The sequence below is a fragment of the Mesorhizobium temperatum genome, from assembly GCF_002284575.1.
Classification (GTDB): Bacteria; Pseudomonadota; Alphaproteobacteria; order Rhizobiales; family Rhizobiaceae; genus Mesorhizobium; species Mesorhizobium temperatum.
Map to the genome: position 1 here is coordinate 283,958 of NZ_NPKJ01000041.1, position 20,157 is coordinate 304,114.

21 protein-coding genes and 1 pseudogene are annotated in these 20,157 nt (G+C 61.6%); 18 read left to right on the forward strand and 4 right to left on the reverse strand.

Features of this window, described 5'->3' with window-relative positions; genetic code table 11:
- Positions 1-61: 61 nt before the first annotated feature.
- The 8 genes from CIT26_RS13410 to CIT26_RS13445 all read left to right on the forward strand — a co-directional run bounded on the left by CIT26_RS13410 (position 62) and on the right by CIT26_RS13445 (position 8,238).
- On the forward strand, positions 62-958 hold the full coding sequence (locus tag CIT26_RS13410; RefSeq protein ID WP_167391391.1) for a DUF2182 domain-containing protein: 897 nt from the start codon (positions 62-64) through the stop codon (positions 956-958).
- 12 nt (positions 959-970) lie between these two features.
- Positions 971-1,585, forward strand: coding sequence for a DUF1326 domain-containing protein (locus tag CIT26_RS13415; RefSeq protein WP_095493009.1), 615 nt, complete (start codon positions 971-973; stop codon positions 1,583-1,585).
- Positions 1,586-1,620: 35 nt separating this feature from the next.
- Positions 1,621-2,388: a phosphatidylcholine synthase gene (gene pcsA, locus CIT26_RS13420; RefSeq protein WP_246684285.1), complete on the forward strand. Its 768-nt coding sequence runs from the start codon at positions 1,621-1,623 to the stop codon at positions 2,386-2,388.
- A 20-nt stretch (positions 2,389-2,408) separates the two neighbouring features.
- Positions 2,409-3,386, forward strand: a complete 978-nt coding sequence (locus tag CIT26_RS13425) for a quinone oxidoreductase family protein (RefSeq protein ID WP_095493011.1) — start codon at positions 2,409-2,411, stop codon at positions 3,384-3,386.
- A gap of 125 nt (positions 3,387-3,511) precedes the next feature.
- Positions 3,512-5,089, forward strand: a complete 1,578-nt coding sequence (locus CIT26_RS13430; RefSeq protein ID WP_167391392.1) for an ABC transporter ATP-binding protein — start codon at positions 3,512-3,514, stop codon at positions 5,087-5,089.
- The gene (locus tag CIT26_RS13435) at positions 5,086-6,198 is read left to right on the forward strand and encodes an ABC transporter permease (protein WP_095493012.1); all 1,113 of its coding nucleotides are present in this window, start codon (positions 5,086-5,088) and stop codon (positions 6,196-6,198) included. The genes CIT26_RS13430 and CIT26_RS13435 overlap by 4 nt, the downstream gene beginning before the upstream one ends.
- Positions 6,198-7,118: an ABC transporter permease gene (locus CIT26_RS13440; protein ID WP_029352466.1), complete on the forward strand. Its 921-nt coding sequence runs from the start codon at positions 6,198-6,200 to the stop codon at positions 7,116-7,118. Before CIT26_RS13435 ends, CIT26_RS13440 begins: the two co-directional genes overlap by 1 nt.
- 52 nt (positions 7,119-7,170) lie before the next feature.
- Positions 7,171-8,238, forward strand: coding sequence for a BMP family ABC transporter substrate-binding protein (locus tag CIT26_RS13445; RefSeq protein ID WP_095493013.1), 1,068 nt, complete (start codon positions 7,171-7,173; stop codon positions 8,236-8,238).
- 121 nt (positions 8,239-8,359) lie between these two features.
- Here CIT26_RS13445 and CIT26_RS13450 read toward each other — a convergent pair whose 3' ends face one another.
- Positions 8,360-9,664 (reverse strand): beta-propeller fold lactonase family protein, encoded by a 1,305-nt coding sequence (locus tag CIT26_RS13450; RefSeq protein WP_167391393.1) that lies wholly within the window; start codon positions 9,662-9,664, stop codon positions 8,360-8,362.
- Between the two features lie 112 nt (positions 9,665-9,776).
- Between CIT26_RS13450 and CIT26_RS13455 the strand changes: the two genes are divergently transcribed.
- Positions 9,777-10,685, forward strand: coding sequence for a LysR family transcriptional regulator (locus tag CIT26_RS13455; protein WP_095493015.1), 909 nt, complete (start codon positions 9,777-9,779; stop codon positions 10,683-10,685).
- Between the two features lie 127 nt (positions 10,686-10,812).
- On the opposite strand, the gene rimO is transcribed toward CIT26_RS13455, so the two are convergent.
- Positions 10,813-12,126 (reverse strand): 30S ribosomal protein S12 methylthiotransferase RimO, encoded by a 1,314-nt coding sequence (gene rimO / locus CIT26_RS13460; protein ID WP_095493016.1) that lies wholly within the window; start codon positions 12,124-12,126, stop codon positions 10,813-10,815.
- 180 nt (positions 12,127-12,306) lie between these two features.
- Positions 12,307-12,993 (reverse strand): TerC family protein, encoded by a 687-nt coding sequence (locus tag CIT26_RS13465; RefSeq protein WP_095493017.1) that lies wholly within the window; start codon positions 12,991-12,993, stop codon positions 12,307-12,309.
- Positions 12,994-13,284: 291 nt separating this feature from the next.
- On the opposite strand from CIT26_RS13465, the gene CIT26_RS13470 reads away from it, so the two are divergent.
- The 6 genes from CIT26_RS13470 (at position 13,285) to CIT26_RS13495 (ending at position 16,894) form a co-directional block, all read left to right on the forward strand.
- Positions 13,285-14,064, forward strand: coding sequence for a helix-turn-helix domain-containing protein (locus CIT26_RS13470; protein ID WP_095493018.1), 780 nt, complete (start codon positions 13,285-13,287; stop codon positions 14,062-14,064).
- A 68-nt stretch (positions 14,065-14,132) separates the two neighbouring features.
- Positions 14,133-14,531 (forward strand): polyketide cyclase, encoded by a 399-nt coding sequence (locus CIT26_RS13475; protein ID WP_095493019.1) that lies wholly within the window; start codon positions 14,133-14,135, stop codon positions 14,529-14,531.
- A 29-nt stretch (positions 14,532-14,560) separates the two neighbouring features.
- On the forward strand, positions 14,561-14,917 hold the full coding sequence (locus tag CIT26_RS13480; RefSeq protein ID WP_095493020.1) for a VOC family protein: 357 nt from the start codon (positions 14,561-14,563) through the stop codon (positions 14,915-14,917).
- 365 nt (positions 14,918-15,282) lie between these two features.
- Positions 15,283-15,768: a hypothetical protein gene (locus CIT26_RS13485; RefSeq protein WP_143747838.1), complete on the forward strand. Its 486-nt coding sequence runs from the start codon at positions 15,283-15,285 to the stop codon at positions 15,766-15,768.
- Positions 15,765-16,358 carry a hypothetical protein gene (locus tag CIT26_RS13490; protein WP_095493022.1) on the forward strand — a complete coding sequence of 198 codons (594 nt, stop codon included), beginning with the start codon at positions 15,765-15,767 and terminating at the stop codon, positions 16,356-16,358. Before CIT26_RS13485 ends, CIT26_RS13490 begins: the two co-directional genes overlap by 4 nt.
- Positions 16,334-16,894, forward strand: coding sequence for a hypothetical protein (locus CIT26_RS13495; RefSeq protein WP_143747839.1), 561 nt, complete (start codon positions 16,334-16,336; stop codon positions 16,892-16,894). The genes CIT26_RS13490 and CIT26_RS13495 overlap by 25 nt, the downstream gene beginning before the upstream one ends.
- Here CIT26_RS13495 and CIT26_RS13500 read toward each other — a convergent pair.
- Positions 16,875-18,125 (reverse strand): hypothetical protein, encoded by a 1,251-nt coding sequence (locus CIT26_RS13500; RefSeq protein ID WP_095493024.1) that lies wholly within the window; start codon positions 18,123-18,125, stop codon positions 16,875-16,877. The genes CIT26_RS13495 and CIT26_RS13500 overlap by 20 nt on opposite strands.
- 531 nt (positions 18,126-18,656) lie before the next feature.
- Between CIT26_RS13500 and CIT26_RS37570 the strand changes: the two are divergent.
- From CIT26_RS37570 to CIT26_RS38760, 3 genes and pseudogenes are all read left to right on the forward strand, one after another.
- A pseudogene (locus CIT26_RS37570) lies at positions 18,657-18,863 on the forward strand (DUF1259 domain-containing protein); the annotation flags it as partial.
- Between the two features lie 788 nt (positions 18,864-19,651).
- Positions 19,652-19,897 carry a DUF982 domain-containing protein gene (locus tag CIT26_RS13515; protein ID WP_095493027.1) on the forward strand — a complete coding sequence of 82 codons (246 nt, stop codon included), beginning with the start codon at positions 19,652-19,654 and terminating at the stop codon, positions 19,895-19,897.
- Between the two features lie 8 nt (positions 19,898-19,905).
- Entirely contained in the window at positions 19,906-20,154 is a 249-nt protein-coding gene (locus CIT26_RS38760; protein WP_095493028.1) for a DUF982 domain-containing protein, read from the forward strand.
- Positions 20,155-20,157 lie beyond the last annotated feature (3 nt).

Here is a 20,157-nt window from a genome sequence, read left to right on the forward strand (position 1 = left end):
TAAGCATATAGGTCAGATCATACGGCTTGATCAACGCGGCGATTCGGCCCATTCGATTGCCATGATCGGCCAAGACCATGACTTCAGCCATCTCGATCGTGTCGGCCGCGCCATGGCGAGCGTCTCGCGCAATCCCCGACTGGCGGTGAACATCATTTTGGGCGCAGGCGTCCTCCTGGCCTGGCTGCTTCTCGGCGGCATGGCGATTCGCGGCGCCGAAAGCCGGGGTCCGGGCATCAATGTACCCGGCGACATGATGCTCAGATATCTGCCGCAGCTGCCGCTGCCGGGTTTTCTCGACCGCTTCTTCACCCTTTGTCTTGCACCCGCGCCGCTCGACGGAGGCGTCGGCGCGCAGGCCGGAGCGCTCACCGTCATGTGGTTCCTGATGGCGATCGCCGCCATGCTGCCCTCGGCGGCGCCGATGATCCGCACCTATTGCGAGATTGCCGATACGGCGCGGATCAAGGGCGAACCGGTCGTCCATCCGCTGGTCCTGGTCGCCGGTTACCTCAGTGTGTGGTTGGCCGCGTCGGCATTGTTTGCGGCGCTGACGCTCATCGTCCACGCCTTCGCCTCACCTGTGCAGATGCTCGATCCAGTGGTCGGAGCGACAGGAGCAGTCGCGCTTTTGGTTGCTGGCCTCTACCAGTTCAGCGGCCTGAAGGAAGCCTGCCTGACGAAATGCAAAAACCCGTTCTCGATCCTGTTTTCGAACTGGAGCGCGAGGCCCGGCCGCATTTTCCGGCTCGGCGTGGAGCAGGGCGTCTGGTGCCTCGGCTGCTGCTGGGCGCTGATGCTGGTGATGTTCGCGGTCGGTGTGATGAACGTGTTCTGGATGGCGCTGATCGGCCTGTTCACTTTGATCGAAAAACAGACGGCGGGCAGGCTGCTAACCCGGATCGCTGGTGCGATACTGCTTGTCTGGGCAGCCGCCCTGCTAGTAGTCTCGGCATAGGGAGAGAATTCGATGGCAGATCAAGACTGGGCAATGAAGGGAGAGCTGGTGCTCTCCTGCAATTGCACGGTTTTTTGCCCTTGCGTGCTGTCTCTCGGCAGTCATCCGCCGACCGAGGGCTATTGTCAGACCTGGGCGGGGTTCCGCATCGATGCCGGCCATTTCGGCGAGGTCGACCTGTCCGGCCTCAACCTTGGGTTGGTCATGGAAATCCCCGGCTATATGAGCCGCGGCAACTGGACCGCCGGACTGTTCATCGACAAGCGCGCCTCAGTCTACGCGGTAAAGGCGCTGACCAGGATTTTCACCGGCAAGGCTGGCGGAACCACCTCGCTGCTCTCCATCCTGGTCGGAAAGTTCCTCGGCGTCGAGCAAGCGCCGGTCACCTATGAGACGCGCGACAGGACGCGGATCTTCCAGATTCCGAAGATCATCGACGGGGCGGTGACACCGATTGTCGGCAAGGACCGCGACAAGGATACGGTGATCAGCAATTCAGAGTACTGGATCGCACCGGAAATCATCGTCGCCAGGTCCGACAAGAGCAAGATGCGGGCCTTCGGCCGCAACTGGAATTTTGCCGGCCGCTCGGCCGAAATCTGCAAGCTGGACTGGCGGGGCCCGTGAGCAAAAAAACAACGGCCAGGAAAATCACGGACAGGATTCCGAGGCCGAAGAAGAAAGTCACTTGGCCGCAGGCGCGCGCGTTCTCGGTCCATCTGCTGACCGCGTCGGGCTCGTTCCTGGCGTTCCTGTCGCTGGTGGCGGCGAGCGAGCAGCGCTGGACGGCGATGTTCTGGTGGCTGGGGCTGGCGCTGTTCGTCGACGGCATCGACGGGCCGATCGCCAGGAAACTCGAGGTCAAGGAAATCCTGCCGACATGGTCGGGCGAGCTCCTCGACAACATTATCGACTACGTCACCTACGTGCTGATACCGGCCTTCGCGCTTTACCAGCGCGGCTTCATGGGTGAGGGCCTGTCGTTCCTGTCGGCGGCGATCATCGTCGTGTCGAGCGCGATCTACTATGCCGACACCGGCATGAAGACCAAGGAAAACTTCTTCAAGGGGTTTCCGGTGGTCTGGAACATGGTGGTGTTCACGCTGTTCGTCATCGATCCGGGACAATGGGTTTCCTTCGCCGTGGTCGTGGTGGCCGGCATTCTGACCTTCGTGCCGATCAATTTCATCCACCCGGTGCGGGTGGTGCGGCTGCGCCCGATCAACCTTGGTATGACGCTGCTATGGTGCGCTTTCGGAGCGCTGGCGCTGGCGCAGGCAGCTCTTGCCGCCTTCTACGACCAGATCGGCGTCTTGGGCGAGCAGGTGAGTGTCTTCACCAAGATCGGCATCACGGTCACCGGACTTTACCTCGCATGCATCGGCGGTATCATGCAGCTCTTTCCAACGCTCGGCGCCAAGAAAACCTGATCCCAATAGAAGTCTTGTCAATGTCCAAAGCAATACGCATCCACGCCAATGGCGGTCCGGAGGTTCTGACCTATGAGGACGCCGATCCGGACCAACCCGGCTCGGGACAAATCCTGGTCAAGCACACGGCGATCGGCCTCAATTTCATCGACGTCTATCATCGCTCCGGCCTTTATCCGCCGCCAGGCGGTTTCCCGCTGATACCGGGCAGCGAGGCGGCCGGGGTGGTGGAGGAAGTGGGCGCGGATATCGACTGGCTGAAGCCGGGCGATCGCATCGCCTATGCCGTCACGACTGGTGCCTATGCCGAGCAGCGCGTGATCGCCGCCGACCGCGTGGTGAGGGTGCCGGACGGCATCAGCGACGAGCAGGCGGCCGCCATGATGCTGAAAGGGATGACGGCGGAATATCTGCTGCGCCGTACCTTCAAAGTGAAGGCGGGCGACACGATCCTGTTTCACGCGGCGGCCGGGGGCGTCGGACTGATCCTCGGCCAATGGGCCAAGCACCTCGGCGCAACCGTGATCGGCACCGCCAGCTCCACCGACAAGATCGAGCTCGCCAAGGCGCATGGCTTCGACCATGTCATCAACTACCGCGAGCAGGACTTCGTCGCCGGCGTCCTCGCCATCACCGGCGGCAAGAAATGCGACGTCGTCTATGATTCGGTGGGCAACGACACCTTTCCGGCCTCGCTCGACTGCCTGAAGCCGCTCGGCATGTTCGCCAGCTTCGGTCAATCGTCAGGGCCGATCCCGCCGTTCAGCATGTCGTTGCTGGCGCAGAAAGGTTCGCTTTTCGCAACCCGTCCGACGCTGTTCGTCTACAATGCCAAGCGCGAAGACCTGGAGGCGTCCGCCGCCGCGCTGTTCAAAATCGTGCTCAGCGGCGCGGTCGAGATCAAGATCAACCAGCGCTACGCTCTCAAGGATGCCGGCAAGGCGCACTCAGATCTTGAAGGCCGCAGGACGACCGGGACAACCATTCTTATTCCCTGAGCCTTGCTATCCCTTGAGTTTCCGCTGAAATTCTTGAAGCTCTTTCAAGACGGGTGCCGCTTTGCGATGACAGCAGGCCGCGCATACCATGCCTGCGGGAACACAGAACATATCTGGCAAACCAGATGGGAGGCACTGTGAGTGCAAATCAGGACGACGCAAACCTGCTTGAGGTTCGTGGCCTTACCAAGACGTTCGGCACGCTGACAGCGTGCGACCATATCGATCTCAACGTCGCAAAAGGCGAAATCCACGCATTGCTCGGCGAGAACGGCGCCGGCAAGTCGACGCTCGTCAAAATGCTGTTCGGAACATTGGAGCCCAATTCGGGCGAGATTTTCTGGAACGATCAGGCGGTCACGATCACCAATCCCGGCTTTGCGAAGAAGCTCGGCATCGGCATGGTGTTCCAGCATTTTTCGTTGTTCGAGGCACTGACGGCGGCCGAGAACATCGCGTTGTCATTGGACGACGGTTCGCCGATCAGCACGATCGCCGCGAAGGCGAGGGCGCTTTCCTACAGCTACGGCCTGCCGCTCGACCCGCAGTCGCTGGTCGGCGATCTGTCGGTCGGTGAGCGCCAGCGTATCGAGATCATCCGTTGTCTTCTGCAGACGCCGCAGCTCATCATTCTCGACGAGCCGACTTCGGTGCTGACGCCGCAGGAAGCCGACAAGCTGTTCGAGACGCTCGAACGGTTGCGCTCGGAAGGAAAGTCCATCCTCTACATTTCGCACCGGCTGGAAGAGGTCAAGCGCATCTGCGACCGCGCCACCGTGCTGCGCCACGGCAAGGTGGTTGGCCATTGCAACCCGCGCAAGGAAACCGCGGCATCGCTGGCACGCATGATGGTCGGCAACGACGTTCAGGCCGTGGTGCGCGCGCCGGTTCAGGGTATCGAGACCGCGCAGCCGCTGCTTGAAATCCGTGCACTAAGCCGCAGGCCGGCAACGCCGTTCTCGATCCCGCTCAGGAATATCAACCTGACGGTACGCGCCGGCGAAGTGATCGGCATTGCAGGCGTTGCCGGCAACGGCCAGGGCGAGTTCTTCGAATCCGTTTCCGGCGAGGTGCCGCAGCAGGATGCCGCCTCGGTGCGCATACGCGGCAAGGATGCCGGCGGCCTCAGCATCACCGGCCGGCGGCTGATGGGCGCTGCCTTCGTGCCGGAAGAGCGGCTCGGCCACGGTGCAGCACCCCGCATGAAGCTTTCGGAAAACCTGCTTCTGTCGCGCCATGCCACCGACGGCAAGGTGTTTGTCGGCGCCGGCGGAATGGTCAAAAGCGATGCGATCTATGCCGCTGCCCAGCGCATCATCAAGGCGATGGATGTGCGCAAGAGCGCCCTGGATCCGGAGGCGGCAGCGCTCTCAGGCGGCAATCTGCAGAAATTCATTGTCGGCCGCGAACTCGACCGCAGGCCAAGCGTCATGGTCGTCAATCAGCCGACATGGGGCGTCGACGCCGGTGCCGCCGCCCACATTCGCCAGACACTGATCGAATTGGCGCGCAGCGGCTCGGCAGTGCTGGTCATCAGCCAGGATCTCGACGAGTTGTTCGAGATATCCGACGCGATCGCGGTGATGCACAATGGCGAATTGTCGAAGCCTTTGCCGATCGCTGAGGCGACGTTCGAAAAGATAGGACTGCTGATGGGCGGGGCCGAGCCAGGCCACGCCGAACACGCTCTGGAGACGTCATGATGCGCCTCGAACTGGTCAAACGGCCGCAGCGCTCGATGCTGTTCTCGGCGCTGTCGCCCTTCATTGCATTCGTGTTGACGATCATTGCCGGCGCCATCCTGTTCGCACTGCTTGGCGTCAATCCCTTGAAGGCGTTCCAAATTTACTTCCTCGAGCCGATCAGTCAGGTCTGGCAGCTGCATGAGCTGGCGATCAAGGCGGCACCGCTCATCCTGATCGGGGTCGGCCTGTCGGTTTGCTACAGGGCCAACATCTGGAACATCGGCGCGGAAGGCCAATTCATCCTGGGCGGCATCGTCGGCTCGAGCATTCCGGTGCTGTTTCCGCAGTTTGAAGGGCCGCTGGTGCTGCCGCTGATGCTGCTGTTCGGCATGGTCGGCGGTGCCGCCTACGCCGCCATTCCCGCCTTGCTCAAGGCGCGCTTCAACACCAACGAGATCTTGACCAGCCTGATGCTGGTCTATGTCGCGCAGCTGTTCCTCGACTGGCTGGTGCGCGGGCCGTGGCGCGATCCGAAGGGTTTTAATTTCCCGCAGACGATACAGTTCAACGACTCGGCCATATTGCCGGAGCTGATGCCGGCCTCCGGCCGTGCCAATTGGGGTTTCGTGTTCGCGCTGGTCGCGGCGGTGCTGGTCTGGATCCTGATGAGCCGCATGCTGAAAGGCTTTGAGGTTCGCGTGCTCGGCTCAAGCCCCAGGGCAGGGCGCTTCGCCGGCTTCGGTATCAACCGGATGGTGTTCTTCGCCTTCATGCTGTCGGGTGCACTGGCCGGACTTGCCGGCATCTCGGAAGTCTCCGGCGCCATCGGCCAGCTGCAGCCGGTGATTTCACCCGGCTACGGCTTTGCCGCCATCATTGTGGCGTTCCTCGGCCGGCTCAATCCACTAGGCATTGTCGCGGCGGGCCTGGTGCTGGCGCTGACCTATCTCGGCGGCGAAGCGGTGCAAAGCGCGCTCGGCATCTCCGACAAGGTGGCGCGCGTGTTCCAGGGCATGCTCCTGTTCTTCGTGCTCGGCTGCGACACCCTCATTCACTACCGTATTCGTCTGATCGGCTTTGCCGCGCCGAAGCTTGAATCCGCGCCGAAGCTCGAGGAGGCCCGCTGATGGACATCACCGTCAACATTCTTTTGACCATCGCAACCGCGGCGACGCCTTTGTTGATCGCGGCGATCGGCGAGCTGGTGGTCGAACGTTCCGGCGTGCTCAACCTCGGTGTCGAAGGCATGATGATCATGGGGGCGGTCGGCGGTTTCGGCGCCGGCTATCTCACCGGATCGCCGTGGATCGGGTTGTTGGCGGCGATCGCCTTGGGTGCGGTGTTTTCGCTGCTGTTCGCCGTCATGACGCTGTCGCTGGCCACCAACCAGGTGGCGACCGGCCTGTCGCTGACATTGCTCGGCCTCGGGCTTTCCGGCATGATGGGCACCAGCTTTGTCGGCCAGCCCGGCGCGAGGCTGCCAAACCTCGACATTCCCGGCCTGACAGCGATCCCCGTCATCGGCAGGTTGTTGTTCGGCCAGGACCCGATCTTCTACATCTCGATCGCGTTGACCGCCGCTGTCATGTGGTTCCTGTTCAAAACCCGCACCGGGCTCACGCTGCGTTCGATCGGCGACAGCCACACATCGGCCCATGCGCTTGGCATCCAGGTCATCCGCTACCGCTATCTGGCAGTGATCTTCGGCGGCGCCTGTGCAGGCCTTGCCGGGGGCCACCTGTCGCTGGTCTATACACCGCAATGGGTGGAGAACATGACCGCCGGGCGCGGCTGGATTGCGCTGGCGCTGGTCGTGTTCGCATCATGGCGGCCATGGCGGGTGCTGGCTGGCGCCTATATCTTCGGCGCGGTATGGATCGGCCAGCTTCATGCACAGGCTTTTGGCATTCCGGTTCCCTCGCAACTGCTTTCTTCGTTGCCCTATCTGGCAACCATCGTGGTTCTCGTTCTAATCTCGCGCAACAAGCGTTTGACGATGATGAACACACCGGCTTCCTTGGGGCAGCCATTCGTTCCGGATCGTTGACAATGAAAAAACAGACGGGAAGCTCCAAGGTTTAACTCAGAGAGGTAACACAATGAAAAAACTGCTTATTGCGCTGGTAGCCACGGCGGCAGCATTGTCGCTGGCGGCGACCGCCGAAGCACAGGAAAAGCTGAAAGCCTGTTGGGTCTATACCGGCCCGATCGGCGATTTCGGTTATTCGTACCAGCATGACCAGGGCCGCCTGGACGTAGAGAAGGCACTCGGCGACAAGGTCGAGACCGCATATCTGGAGAACGTCTCCGAGGGTCCCGATGCCGATCGTGCCTTCGAGCGCCTGGCGCGAGAAGGATGCAAAATCATTTTCGGCACGTCCTTCGGCTTCATGGACCCCGAAGTAAAGGTCGCCAAGAAGTTCCCCGACGTGATGTTCGAACACGCGACCGGCTACAAGACGGCCGAAAACCTCGGCATCTACAACGCACGTTTCTACGAAGGCCGCTACATCCTCGGCCAGATCGCCGCCAAGCAATCGAAGTCGGGCGTCGCCGGCTACATCGTTTCGTTCCCGATTCCCGAGGTGGTGATGGGCATCAATTCCTTCATGCTCGGCGCCCAGTCAATCAAGCCAGATTTCAAGGCGAAGATCGTCTGGGTCAATTCATGGTTCGATCCGGGCAAGGAAGCCGATGCCGCCAAGGCTCTGTTCGACCAGGGCGCCGACATCATCGTCCAGCACACCGACTCGACCGCTCCCCTGCAAGTCGCCGAAGAGCGCGGACTGCAGGGCTTCGGCCAGTCTTCGGACATGATCAAGTTCGCTCCCAAGGCACAGTTGACCTCGATCGTCGACGATTGGGGGCCGTATTATATCGGCCGGGTGAAGGCTGCACTCGACGGCACCTGGAAGCCCGGCAATGTCTGGCTGGGCATCAAGGACGGCGCCGTTAAGATGGCCCCTTACACCAACATGCCCGACGACGTGAAGGCGATGGCGGAAGCCACCGAGAAGAAGATTATCGACGGATGGAATCCTTTCACCGGGCCGATTGCCAAGCAGGACGGAACGCCGTGGCTGAAGGACGGCGAAGTCGCCGACGACGCCACGCTGCTCGGCATGAACTTCTACGTCAAGGGCGTCGACGACAAGCTGCCGCAGTAAGCGCAAGCCTTGGCTCGGCCGGCTTTCGCCGGAACAGGAGAGGGCGCCTTTGGGCGCCCTCTTTTCATCTGCAGAGCTTCGAAGGTTAACCTGCCCGGCTGCGAATCCCACTCACGAAAGTTCAGCGGGCGACTATCGTGTGAACGCCCGTAGGCAGCCTGACACGATCCGATGTGGGAGCGAGCGCCGGGCGCCCATCCGTCGTGATCTGCCATATCTCGACGGCGCCGCCAAGCGGCGCTTCCTCATTGCGGTAACGGTTCACGCCAACGAAGAGCTTTTGTCCCGTGCGATCAAAAGCGAGTCCTTGCGGCAGCACGCCTGCGAGCGGCCATTCGCCGTGCGGCGATAGCCGTCCTGTTTCAGAGTCCAGCTGATAGAGGCTGAGCGACGCGTGCTCCGTCCAGTCGCGCGAGCCATCTGGCTTACCGGTGCCGCGAAGATTGGACGTGACAAGAAAGCGGCCGTCGGGGCTGAAGGCGATCGTCTCGGCGCCCCAGCCACCAAGCGCGATGTGAGGCACGGTGTGCCTTGCTGCGTCGCCCGTCGTCCCGACTTCGGCAAGCCGGACTGTGGTGAGAATGCCCTCCTGAACGCCATAGAAACCAGCCGTATCGATTCCCCATTGAACATCGGAGGTGATGTAGTAGCGGCCGTCCGGCGAAAAGCGGCCGACAAAGGGGAACTTGTTCGTTTGGATGCGATTGCCCCAGGGACGAATAGCAGAAACCGCTCCGTCCTCTCCGCGCAGCACCTCGTAGAAGGCAACCTGACCACGGTCGACGAGATTGACCCCGACATACCGGCCGCTTGGATGCCACTGCACCCAGGTCGCCTTCAATGGAATGAAACCCGTTGACGGCTCAAGACCGAGACCGAAGCTGGACGCTTGGCCGAACCGACCCTCTCTGACCGGAACGAAAGTGAGTTCGTGTTTGGCGTCGGCAGTAATTGCGACGATGAGATCGCCAGCAGGATTGAGATGGATCGCCTGCGGCTGGATTCCGATCTTCACGCTGTCGACCACCGCCGAGCGGCCGCCATCGAACTGGAGCGATCGGATCGTGTCGCCTTGCTGCAACTCGTCGAGGCGGGTCGCCTGTTCGGAGCGTTGACGGAAGGTTTCGGCGACGAAAACGAACTGGCCATCCAGGGAGACGTCTAGTGCTCCGGGCGGCCCATAGGTCGAATTCGAAACCTCCGTCATCGCAACAGAGCGAGACCGCTCTGTCGGCGAGGTGATGATGGACAGCGTATCCCGATAGTGAGGATCTGGAGGCCCGAGCTCGCCCGTCTCGTAGACGGTCGGCACCATATCGACATCCGACAACGCGAAGACTGTCCCTCCGCGACTTTCGGCCGGCTGAGCGCTTGAGAGGTTCGGCATCAGGAATAGGAAAATAGCAGCGAGAGAACAGCGTCGCATCGATGTCTCCATATCGATTGAAGGCGCCTATTTTCGGGGTTCGCTTTCAGTCGTCAAATCGATATTTGACATCTCAATATTGCTCTCAGTAATAAAAGCTCGGAGGTCCAGCATGAATCTGGCTTCGATCGATCTGAACCTGCTTGTCGCCTTCGACGCTCTGCTCAGTGAAGGCAGCGTGAGCGGGGCGGCAGCCCGTATCGGGCTCAGCCAGCCAGCGATGAGCAAGCGCCTCGCCCATCTGCGTCGGCTTTTCGCCGATGATCTTTTCGTCCGTCATGCCGATGGCGTGCGGCCGACCGAAAAGGCGCTCGACCTCGCCGATCCGATCCGGGCCGCGCTACGCCAGATCCAGGATGCGCTGGGAGGGTTCGGCCAGTTCTCGCCGGAGCAATCGGGTCGCATCTTCAGGATCGCGACCACCGATCACATCGCGGCGACTTTAATGCCCAGACTGATGCCGGTGCTCCGTTCAGCGGCGCCGAGAATTTCGATCGTCCTGCGCAGCCTACACCGACAGGAAATCGTCGATTGTCTCGAGAAGGGCTCGATAGACCTTGCGATCACTATCCTGCCCGATGCGCCGACAACAATCAAACGTGCATCACTCTTCCACGTGAACTGGCTATCGATCGTCTCGGCCGAGCATCCTGAGATCCGTGACGCGATGACGCTCGAACTCTTTCTGAAGTATCCGCACTTGCTGGTCACTCATGTCGGCGATCTGAAGGGCTACATTGATCGCCTTCTGGACGACCGCGGCCTGAAGCGGACCGTTGCAATGAGCCTGCCTTATGCGCTCGCCGTGCCGGCGATCATCGCCCAGACGGACATGATCTGCACCTTGTCGGCAAACGTGATCCGGCTGACGAATTGGCCGCGCGTGCGCTCTTTTCCGCTGCCCTTCGACTACTCCGGTTATCAGGAAACTCTGCTATGGCATCGGAGGAACGACAGCGACCCCGGTCACGCCTGGCTCAGGCGGATGCTTATCCGTGCAAGCGAAACAGTCACGTCCTAGAGCGCTTTGCGTTTTGGTCGAACCAACCGCGCTCTAACTCTCTCTTTTAACGCATTTTGTCGGACGCCAAACGAAGACGTTTGGCTGCAAAATGCTCTAGCAGAAGGGGTCTTCACCCCGCCGGCGATCAGACCGCCGAACCGTAGAGATCGTAGGCGTCGGCGCGGTCGATCTTGACCGTGACGATGTCGCCGGCGCGCAACGGGCGCCGCGACTGGATATGCACCGAGCCATCGATTTCGGGTGCGTCGTATTTGGTTCGGCCCTTCGCCGAGGTACCATGGGCCTCGTCGATCAGGACTGGCAGGCGCTTGCCGACCTTCCTTGCAAGCTGCGTCGCCGAGAACTTCTGCTGGCGCTTCATGAAGCGGTGCCAGCGCGCTTCCTTGATCTCCTGCGGTACCTGTTCGAGGCCGAGATCATTGGAGCGGGCGCCCCTGACCGGCTCGTATTTGAAACAGCCGGCGCGATCGACCTTGGCTTCGTCCAGCCAGTCGAGAAGCATCTCGAAATCGTCGTCCGTCTCGCCGGGAAAGCCGACGATGAAGGTGGAGCGGATCGCGAGATCCGGACAGATTTCGCGCCAGCCGCGAATGCGGTCGAGCGTCTTTTCGCCATGGGCGGGCCGGCGCATGTTCTTCAGCACCTGCGGCGAGGCGTGCTGGAACGGGATGTCCAGATAGGGAAGGATCTTTCCTTCGGCCATCAGCGGGATGACATCGGCGACATGCGGGTAGGGGTAGACATAGTGCATGCGTACCCAGACGCCGAGCTTGCCGAGTTCCTCCGACAGATCGAGGAATTTCGCCCGCACTTCGCGATCGCCGAACATGCTGCTCTGGTACTTGATGTCGATGCCGTAGGCGCTGGTGTCCTGCGAAATGACCAGGATTTCCTTGACTCCGGCCTTGGCCAGTTTCTCGGCCTCGCGCAGCACGTCGGCCGCCGGCCGCGAGACGAGATCGCCGCGCAGCGCCGGGATGATGCAGAAGGTGCAGCGGTTGTTGCAGCCTTCCGAAATCTTGAGATAGGCATAATGGCGCGGCGTGAGCTTGACGCCTTGCGGCGGCAACAGGTCGACATAGGGATCGTGGCTCGGGGGCGCGGCCTCATGCACTGCAGCCATCACGCTCTCGTAAGCCTGCGGACCGGTGATGGCGAGAACGTTGGGATGTTTTTCGCGGATGACGTCCGGTTCGGCGCCGAGACAGCCGGTGACGATGACCCTGCCGTTCTCCGAAAGGGCGGAGCCGATGGCATTGAGCGATTCATCGCGAGCCGAATCGAGAAAGCCGCAGGTGTTGACGACGACCAGATCGGCGCCGTCATGCTTGCGCGCGATCTCATAGCCCTCGGCGCGCAGGCGCGTGATGATGCGCTCCGAATCCACGAGGGCTTTTGGGCATCCAAGGCTGACGAAACTGACGCGAGGGGCAGACATGTGCGGTTTCCAATGGACGCGGGCCGGAAACCCTAAGGCCCGGCCCGGAAGTCTCGATGCATGTTGATCTTTTGAACTTTCGCAGAAGCTCAATTTGCACGGCGCAATAGCATAGTTCCGCAATCAAGCAAACCGAGGAACGACTTGGCGCCGCTCGGGCGGGCCTGCACTGCTAAGGTTTCAATGACCGCCTGGTCCGAACCAGGGCGCCAGGAACGCAAACTGTTCGGGGAACTGCTGCACGGCACCATCCAGAAGCATCTTCACGGCGACGTAGAGAATGATCACCAGGCCGATATAGGCGATCCAGCGGTATTTATGCAGGAGGCGTGCGACAAACGAAGCGGCGAAGCCCATCAGCGCAATCGACAGCGCCAAGCCGATGATCAGGACCGTCGGATGGTCCATCGCCGCGCCTGCGACTGCAAGGACGTTGTCGAGAGACATAGAGACGTCGGCAATGACGATCTGCCAGGCTGCCTGAGCGAAGGTCTTGCGCGGTCCTTTGCCGCCAATCGTCCCGTTCTTGTCGTAATCGAGATTTGACAACGATTCCGTCGCGTCATGTTCCTGCTCGTGGCTGATACGCAACTCGCGCCACATCTTCCAGCACACCCAAAGCAGCAGCAGGCCGCCGGCTATGAGGAGAATGGGGCCGATGGTGAGGAGCCACTGGGTGATCAGAGCGAAGAAGATGCGAAGCACGGTGGCCGCCGCAATGCCGACGAGAATCGCCTTCTTGCGCTGATCCGACGGCAGGCCTGCCGCGGCAAGGCCGATGACGATGGCATTGTCGCCGGCAAGCACAAGGTCGATGGCGATGACCTGGAACAGGGCCGCGAGGCCGGCGGCGGTAAAAATTTCCATCAGCTGGAATTTCCTTGCTTGGTCGCCAATCGTTCGTGCCCGGACGCCCTAACGTGTATGGTTCCCGCGCGTCAAGAGACGGCTTGAGCACAAGGCCGGCAAACCGCCTGATCGGGGTGGAAATCGCCGGCAGCCGGTGAAAGCTGCCGTGATCGAGATACACTAGCTTAGCTAGACCGCCCGCTCACAGTGCAGGCCTCAAACGAGGGTTGAAGCACGCCGCCACCGCAATAGATCTCGGGGGACCGAAGAGTACGATGCCGTAGAAAGTGTTCCTCACAGGAGAGGCTCGTGACGTCTGACGACAACACACCCGTCCTTTCCGGGGCAATCGGAGAATACCGCGAGTTCGATCCTCCGGCCGCACTCGAAGGGCATTTCCAGTGTGTCTGGTCCAATACATTGCGCCCGGACGCGGGGAGCTTGTCGGCCGTGGTCCCCGACGGCTGCGTCGACATCACCTGGATCGACGGCGATCTGGTCGTAGCAGGTCCCGACGTGGCGGTTGCCCTCTCTGCGCTGACACCCGGCTCTACCGTGATCGGCACCCGCTTCCGACCGGGTGCAGCAAGCCGGTGGCTCGGCCTGCCGATGTCGGAGATCGTTGGCGGCCGGGTGGCGCTCAGCCACTTCTGGGGAGCGCTGGCGCGCGAAATCGCCCAGAGAATTGGCGATGCGTCCTCCACGGCGGAGCGGATGCGGGCGATGCAAGCGGCACTATCCAGGCTTGCGCCCGATGTCGAGCCGCCGCCTCCGGACATGGGATTTGCCTTCAACGCGCTGAAAACGGAATCCGCCGGTCCGGGCATGGCGGTGATCCTCGACCGGCTCGACGTCAGCCCGCGAACGCTTCGCCGCCGCTGCCAGGAGGCTTTCGGCTATGGCCCGAAGACGCTCGACCGCATTCTCCGTTTCCAGCGGTTTCTGAACCTGGCGCGGCAGTCCGCCGAGCCGCGCCTAGCCGATCTTGCGTTCGAGGCGGGTTATTCCGACCAGGCGCATCTCACGCGCGAGGTGCGGCGCCTGTCGGGATTCTCGCCCGCGACGGTTCTGCGACAGCTCGGCGCCTGAGCTGGCCGTTTCGTTCAATACGCCACCGCCAACTCCGCCTAGTCTGCCTTCGTTGAAAGGAGGCAGATATGACGATCTACAAATCCCGCATCATCACCGTGTCCATCGACCGGGACTGGCGCGAAGTCTATGACTTCGCCTCCATCCCTGAGAATTTCCAGCGCTGGGCGGCAGGCCTCGGCAGGCGCTTCGAAAGATCGGGCGAAGAATGGACCGCGGAGGACCCCGACGGCCGGCTCATCCGCATCCGATTCTCCCGGCCCAACGAACTCGGTGTCCTCGATCACATCGTCTTCGCCGAGGGCAAGGAAACCCGCAATGCGGTGCGCGTGGTTCCCAATGGGACCGGCGCGGAGGTCATGTTCGTGCTCTTGAGGACGCCGGACATGACGGAGGAGACATTTGCTGCCGACGCCGAAGCGGTGCAGCGCGACCTCAACACCTTGAAGGCAATGCTCGAACGCTGACCTTCCAAAGACCCCGAAAGGAGAAGATCATGGCCAAATCCAGCAACGACAAGCGCATCGACTATGTCGAGTTTTCCGTCGGCGACATCGTGCGTTCGCGCGGCTTCTACGGCAAGGCCTTCGGCTGGTCCTTCAAGGACTACGGGCCGAGCTATTGCGAGTTCAACGACGGCCGGCTGACCGGCGGTTTCGCACTCGGCGGCCAAAGCAAGGCGGCAGGCGGGCCGCTGGTGATCCTCTATGCCGACAAGCTCGACGAGACCCAGCGCCGCGTCGAGGGGGCCGGCGGGAAGATCGTCAAGCCCGCCTATTCGTTCCCGGGCGGCCGCCGCTTCCACTTTTCCGATCCGGACGGCTACGAGCTGGCGGTGTGGTCGGATAAGTGAAGAAGGTGAGGGGGCGCCGAGCCGAGCCCGGCGCCTCTTTCGCATGGTTTGCGCGGGCCAGGGGGAACAATGCCGCTCCTAGCGCCAGGAGCGAATGTTGAACACTGACTCGGCGAGCCACCAAGGTCCGATTGCGCGGCTGGTTGTCCCTGCACTGAACCACCTTAAGATGACAGCGCTGCTGTTTAAACGATGTAACAATTATTGTCCGATGGAGTAGCTCGCATCGTATAAGGCTGGCCTGAGGACCATCGCATACCGCACCGCGCATGACGGAACAGACACGAACGACAATACGGCAAAGGCTGTATGCATTTTTGATTGCAGGCCTGGGCGGGCTGGCCGCATCGGCAATCTCGTTTTCGATGACGCTCTACGAAGCTGCCCATCCGCCAAAGGTGCCGGTTGTGCAGGCGGGCCAGCAGATCGATACCGGTCGCTGGTTTGTGACCTTGCGAACGGCACGTGTCGGAACAGTGCCGCCGACAGGCGTTCCCCCATTGCAACCCGTGCAGCTTGTGATGGTGGATCTGGATGTGGTGAACCGTTCCGCCACACCGAACAACGTGCTCTACCGCGTCGTCACGCTCAGCGCGCCGGCGCAAAAGCTGCCGATGCCAACGGTTTATCTCGATCGCGACAAGTATCTGGCGGGATACTTCAATCCCAACATGTCGGAACGCCTGACGATGGCTTGGGAGTGGCCGGCCGGTGTGCCCGTGCCGGACAAGGTGACGGTCACCGTCACCGGCCAGATCTACAAGCTGCGCGACAATCTTTACGGCGCAAGCGGGTGGTACGACCGTGATCCCGTTGCGACGGTCGATCTGCCGGTGGAGAAGGCGCCATGATGCGCATGGTGCGTTCGGCGCTTGCGCTGCTGTTCGCTGCCGCCGTGCTCTACGGCATGCAGCACACGCGACCGCTGTACAGCGACATTACATCGCCGATCGTCTCTTCGGGCGGCATGAACAAGCGTGTGGAGGCCCGCGGGTTCGCGCTTTCGCTGGACAGCGCCCGGGTGGCGCGTGTTCTCAACGTCGAGACCTTCGGGAAGTCAAAGACCTACACGAGTTCCGGCGTATGGATTGTGGCGGAAGGCGAGGCCGAGGCGAAATTCGAGACCTTGGGTCTCACATCGGGCGAGTGGCTGAGCCGCAGCGGCATCCGTTATGTCCTGACCGACCGGGTGCCGGCGACGATCGAAATGATGCCGGGCAATGCCTACCAGCCCGGCCTCCCACGCCGCGTCCTTCTGGTGTTCGAAGTGCCGGAGGATACCGTCGCCGGCGGGACCGTCGTGGTCGCACGCACAAAATTGCTGCCGCTCGACGATGAGATCCGCATCACCACGGATGTTTCCGGCAAAGACATCGAGCCCGCGATCACCATCCGCCGCAACGAAGAAAGGCCGCCATGGACAGTTCTCCCGCAAAGGTGACGTCAAGGCGGCGAGGCTATTGGCTGAGCATGATGGCGCTGGTGGTCGCACTGCCTGCCGCGCTAGCCGCGCAGACGTGGGGAAGCATCAAGGACTGGCGCTCCCAACATTTGCGCCAGCCGCTATCTGCGACCTTGGGGCAGCCGATCGATTATGCCGGCGCAAGCTGGACCGTGACGCGCCTCACCAGACTGGCAGGCAGCGAGGGAAACGCCGTCGTCCTTGCCGAATTCGAAGCTCTCGCTGCTGACCCGAAAGCGCTCGGCGCCGTTCCCTGCGAGGTGCGGCTTTCCGATGGGAGCGGTCGCGAATGGCGGCCAACGCTGTTTGCCGATCCGGTGGTCAGGAAGCAATATCCGGAGGCCGAGCAACGGTCTCTGTGTGGCGGCATGGCGTTCGCGGCGACGGAGCCCGGCAAACCGGCACGGATGGCTGCCAGCTTTTCGATTCCACCTGCGGCGAGCAACCTCACGCTATCGATCGCCCTCTACTCGGCGCTGCCGAGTTATCTCAGCGTCAGCGAGCCGCGGACCTGATGCCACGCGCTTCGCCAGCCATGGCGACTGCAGTCTCGAGTACGGCTGCAAGCAGCGCGACCCGGACCGCGTCGAGCACGATTCCTCCGTCGAGTTCGCTTGGGCTGCCGATGAACAGGCTGATGGTATCGGCGAAGATCTGCCAGGTCCCGAGATCATGCGCTCCGATCAGCCTTGTCAGGCCATACCATATCCAGGCGCCGGCCCACGAGATGGCCTGATAGGCGATGACGAAGGTGACAAGCGTGGCAAGTCCGGCACTGAGCGTCAGCTTGAGGCAAGTCCAGACCGGCGAGTAGCGGCTGCGGTAGCCGCCAACGAAGTGAGCCGTGAAATCCTTCAGCCACTTCCGCCAGGAGGTCGCGCGCGAGGGCGCAGGACCGGGAGCGGCCGGCGCGGAAAGTTCATAGCCGTTGATGATCGCCGCCATCACCAGCCAGACAATCGGCAGCAACGCGAAAAAGAAAAGATTCTGAAGCTGCTCGCCGAAGGGAAGCGGCCGGAATTCCACGGGAACGAACTGGCCGGCCGCAGCCGCCGAAGTTATCGGCGCAAGCAAATCGAGGCTGAGCTGTTGCAGCGCGGCGCCTGCGCCAAGCCAGCGGATGAGCTGGTCTTTCCATACGCCGAGCGCGTAGAGACCGATGAAGACCCAAGTTGCGTCCGTCGCTACGATCAGCAGCCGCCAGTAGGGGTGAGAGGCGCGCGCATTCAGTCGCTTGGCGGCAAAACGCACCAGCCAGCATATGACGATCGACAGTACCACGCCGCTTGACTGAAGAATGGCGAAGATGTCGACGCTCTTGCCGAGATCGGCTTGGGCGAGCGCCATGCGCGAATATTCGCGAACCGTATCGCCAAGAAAACCCCACGCGGCATAATAGGCGAAGAACGGCAGGATCGCAGCGGCGGTAATCGCCAGGATCGGCTCGCGTTTTGTTTCGTCCGCTCCCTTTTTCGCTTTTTGTCTCAGTGCCGCCACTGCCGGCATGTGCGGCCGGAGCACCACGAACATCATGACCAGTACCGTCAGCTTAGCGAGAACCACCAGCGATAGTATGACCATTCCGCCTAGCGGGAATTGGAGGCCGATCGTCACGGCGCCCTGAAGCAGCAGATCATGAGCGATCATACCGAGGCAGCCGACAAGCAATAGCTGCGGCCAGCACTGGACAAGCAACCGCCCGGTTAACGCCAGCGGCCGGTATATGTCGTCAATTGTCGTGGTCATCGTCTCGGCTGCTTTCGTCACTCCAGTGCTGGTCTTTAAGCTGTTGTTTCGCCAGACGATCCCCCAAATCCAACGGGCGAAATTTGGGGCAGGGTTTGCATTGGCGGAGGGAGTGGAACCGGAATCCAACCTTTTCCACGGATCCGCGATTATCTTCGTAGTCGGGGTGTTCGGCTGATGCTGTTCAGTCGACCTGTTCGATCTGCGGGCCTGGGTCAACCGGCGGAGCCGGCGAGCAACTTTGCCCCTTGCATTCCTCGACAGGGTCATCGGCTGGTGGCAAGCAGTTTTGGCCCTCGCAATGAACTGCCGGCTGTGGCGCTTCTACGTGGTTAGGCGGAACAAGCTGATCCTCAGCGCGAACGGCCGGCATTGCTACGCTGATCGTGCCCGTGCACAAGAGCGCAATCCGAAGCAATTTCATTTCCGCCTCCGTGCCTGGCAGCGAGCTGTACCCTACACTCTCAAGCTGCGGGCCGCATCCTCTCACCCGCCAACAACGTTAACACTGGGTTTCAGTGCTGGCCGGAAGGCGACTTCGTGCTCACGGCAAGCGAGGTAAATCCCGTGGTGCGCGCCTTGCGCTCGCACGACATCGAAATCACTGCCCTACACAATCATATGCTCGACGAGGAGCCGCGGCTATTCTTCATGCACTTATGGGCCAACGACGAAGTCAGTAAGCTTGCAAGGGGACTCGAAGAGGCGCTCCGGCACGTGAATCGCAAGAGAGAATAATGAACGCATCGCTGCAGGAGGCGCGACAATGCAAAGTTCACCGGCCCGGCCAAGCGCCGACTATTTGACAAGCGCGCAAATGGCATATGCTGTCAGCGTCCAAGCTGTTGGGGGCGTAGCGGCTACATTCGCTTGTGCTACCCACCCTGGGGCTGGGGAAGTAACCGGCAAGCTCCTAGAAATTAAAGCTTTTGAATTTGACGCGCTGGCACCGCCACCTATGACGACTTTTGGCTTGGGACACCAAGCCTGTGCGGATTTGTCTGGGCTTGTATCGTTCGCACTTGCATACTGGGTGATTTCCCAACCGCTGACGCCGTCCTTCCCCGCTGGACCCCCAGCCCCCATTGCACCTTTAGGTCCCTGCTTGCCGGGCAGGCCTTGTGGACCGACAGGCCCTTGGGGCCCGGGGGGGCCCGCTGTTGCGCAACCTGCAAGCAAAGCGACACATGCGAGGGCGCCAATAATTCTCATGACCACCTCCCCGGTTTCCCGGTGAGTTCCAAAGCCTAGCGGCACGGCGCCCGCATCGGGAGCGGCCAATGAGGCGGAGGAAGGGCCCGCGCTCCTTCGAGCGCGGGCCGACCCGCTGCTCCCGATCTGCAGTGGGCTGGGCGGGGCAGGGGTTGACCCACTGGTCCCCGATAACAGTTAGTGGCTGCTAATGTTCCAGGCTCGGCGTAGCCGACTGGCATGACCAGAAATGAGGCCGGTCAGAGAGATCGACCGAGCCGCCGCTGTGATCCCGCCTCTACCAAACATGTGAGCATCCCCTAATTTACCCCCTCATGAGTCTCCTCTGGTTCTCCCCCCGGGTCTACGTGAAAGCGAACCGTCCGGGCATTCGCCATGGGGTCAGCCACATCGAGGGAGCCGCCGAGGAACTCATGGCGTGGGACACAAAGGGGCCGAAGTGGACGAAAGCGGTCCAATCATGCGTTGACGCGTTCAAGGGCAGAGTGCCCCCCCAAGAGGTCCGTGAAGTCTTTGAGGCGGCGGCCAAGGAGGCGAGCGTGTATCTCTCGCCTGGGTAGGAGGTATCATGGCAAGTCTTTGGTTCGTCCCTCCGGTGTTCGTGAAGACTGAGACGGACGGTGTCAGGCATGGCTGCAACAATACGAGGGCAGCCCTTGAGCAGCTCAAGAGGTGGACCCGGAGAGGACCTCGCTGGCACAAGGCGTGGACCCTCTGCCTGTCAGCACTGGAGGGCGATCCGATTGACCCTCATGTGATTCGAAAGGCTTTCGTGGCTGCCGCTAAGGAAGCGGAGATGTATCTCTCGCCCGAGTAGGAG

Bases quoted from the DNA above. Each gene is read 5' to 3' on its own strand.
- CIT26_RS13410 (WP_167391391.1), top strand. From the start codon at position 62: ATGATCGGCCAAGACCATGACTTCAGCCATCTCGATCGTGTCGGCCGC.
- CIT26_RS13415 (WP_095493009.1), top strand. From the start codon at position 971: ATGGCAGATCAAGACTGGGCAATGAAGGGAGAGCTGGTGCTCTCCTGC.
- CIT26_RS13425 (WP_095493011.1), top strand. From the start codon at position 2,409: ATGTCCAAAGCAATACGCATCCACGCCAATGGCGGTCCGGAGGTTCTG.
- CIT26_RS13430 (WP_167391392.1), top strand. From the start codon at position 3,512: ATGGGAGGCACTGTGAGTGCAAATCAGGACGACGCAAACCTGCTTGAG.
- CIT26_RS13435 (WP_095493012.1), top strand. From the start codon at position 5,086: ATGATGCGCCTCGAACTGGTCAAACGGCCGCAGCGCTCGATGCTGTTC.
- CIT26_RS13440 (WP_029352466.1), top strand. From the start codon at position 6,198: ATGGACATCACCGTCAACATTCTTTTGACCATCGCAACCGCGGCGACG.
- CIT26_RS13445 (WP_095493013.1), top strand. From the start codon at position 7,171: ATGAAAAAACTGCTTATTGCGCTGGTAGCCACGGCGGCAGCATTGTCG.
- CIT26_RS13450 (WP_167391393.1), bottom strand. From the start codon at position 9,664: ATGCGACGCTGTTCTCTCGCTGCTATTTTCCTATTCCTGATGCCGAAC.
- CIT26_RS13455 (WP_095493015.1), top strand. From the start codon at position 9,777: ATGAATCTGGCTTCGATCGATCTGAACCTGCTTGTCGCCTTCGACGCT.
- rimO (WP_095493016.1), bottom strand. From the start codon at position 12,126: ATGTCTGCCCCTCGCGTCAGTTTCGTCAGCCTTGGATGCCCAAAAGCC.
- CIT26_RS13465 (WP_095493017.1), bottom strand. From the start codon at position 12,993: ATGGAAATTTTTACCGCCGCCGGCCTCGCGGCCCTGTTCCAGGTCATC.
- CIT26_RS13475 (WP_095493019.1), top strand. From the start codon at position 14,133: ATGACGATCTACAAATCCCGCATCATCACCGTGTCCATCGACCGGGAC.
- CIT26_RS13480 (WP_095493020.1), top strand. From the start codon at position 14,561: ATGGCCAAATCCAGCAACGACAAGCGCATCGACTATGTCGAGTTTTCC.
- CIT26_RS13485 (WP_143747838.1), top strand. From the start codon at position 15,283: ATGACGCTCTACGAAGCTGCCCATCCGCCAAAGGTGCCGGTTGTGCAG.
- CIT26_RS13490 (WP_095493022.1), top strand. From the start codon at position 15,765: ATGATGCGCATGGTGCGTTCGGCGCTTGCGCTGCTGTTCGCTGCCGCC.
- CIT26_RS13495 (WP_143747839.1), top strand. From the start codon at position 16,334: ATGGACAGTTCTCCCGCAAAGGTGACGTCAAGGCGGCGAGGCTATTGG.
- CIT26_RS13500 (WP_095493024.1), bottom strand. From the start codon at position 18,125: ATGACCACGACAATTGACGACATATACCGGCCGCTGGCGTTAACCGGG.
- CIT26_RS13515 (WP_095493027.1), top strand. From the start codon at position 19,652: ATGAGTCTCCTCTGGTTCTCCCCCCGGGTCTACGTGAAAGCGAACCGT.
- CIT26_RS38760 (WP_095493028.1), top strand. From the start codon at position 19,906: ATGGCAAGTCTTTGGTTCGTCCCTCCGGTGTTCGTGAAGACTGAGACG.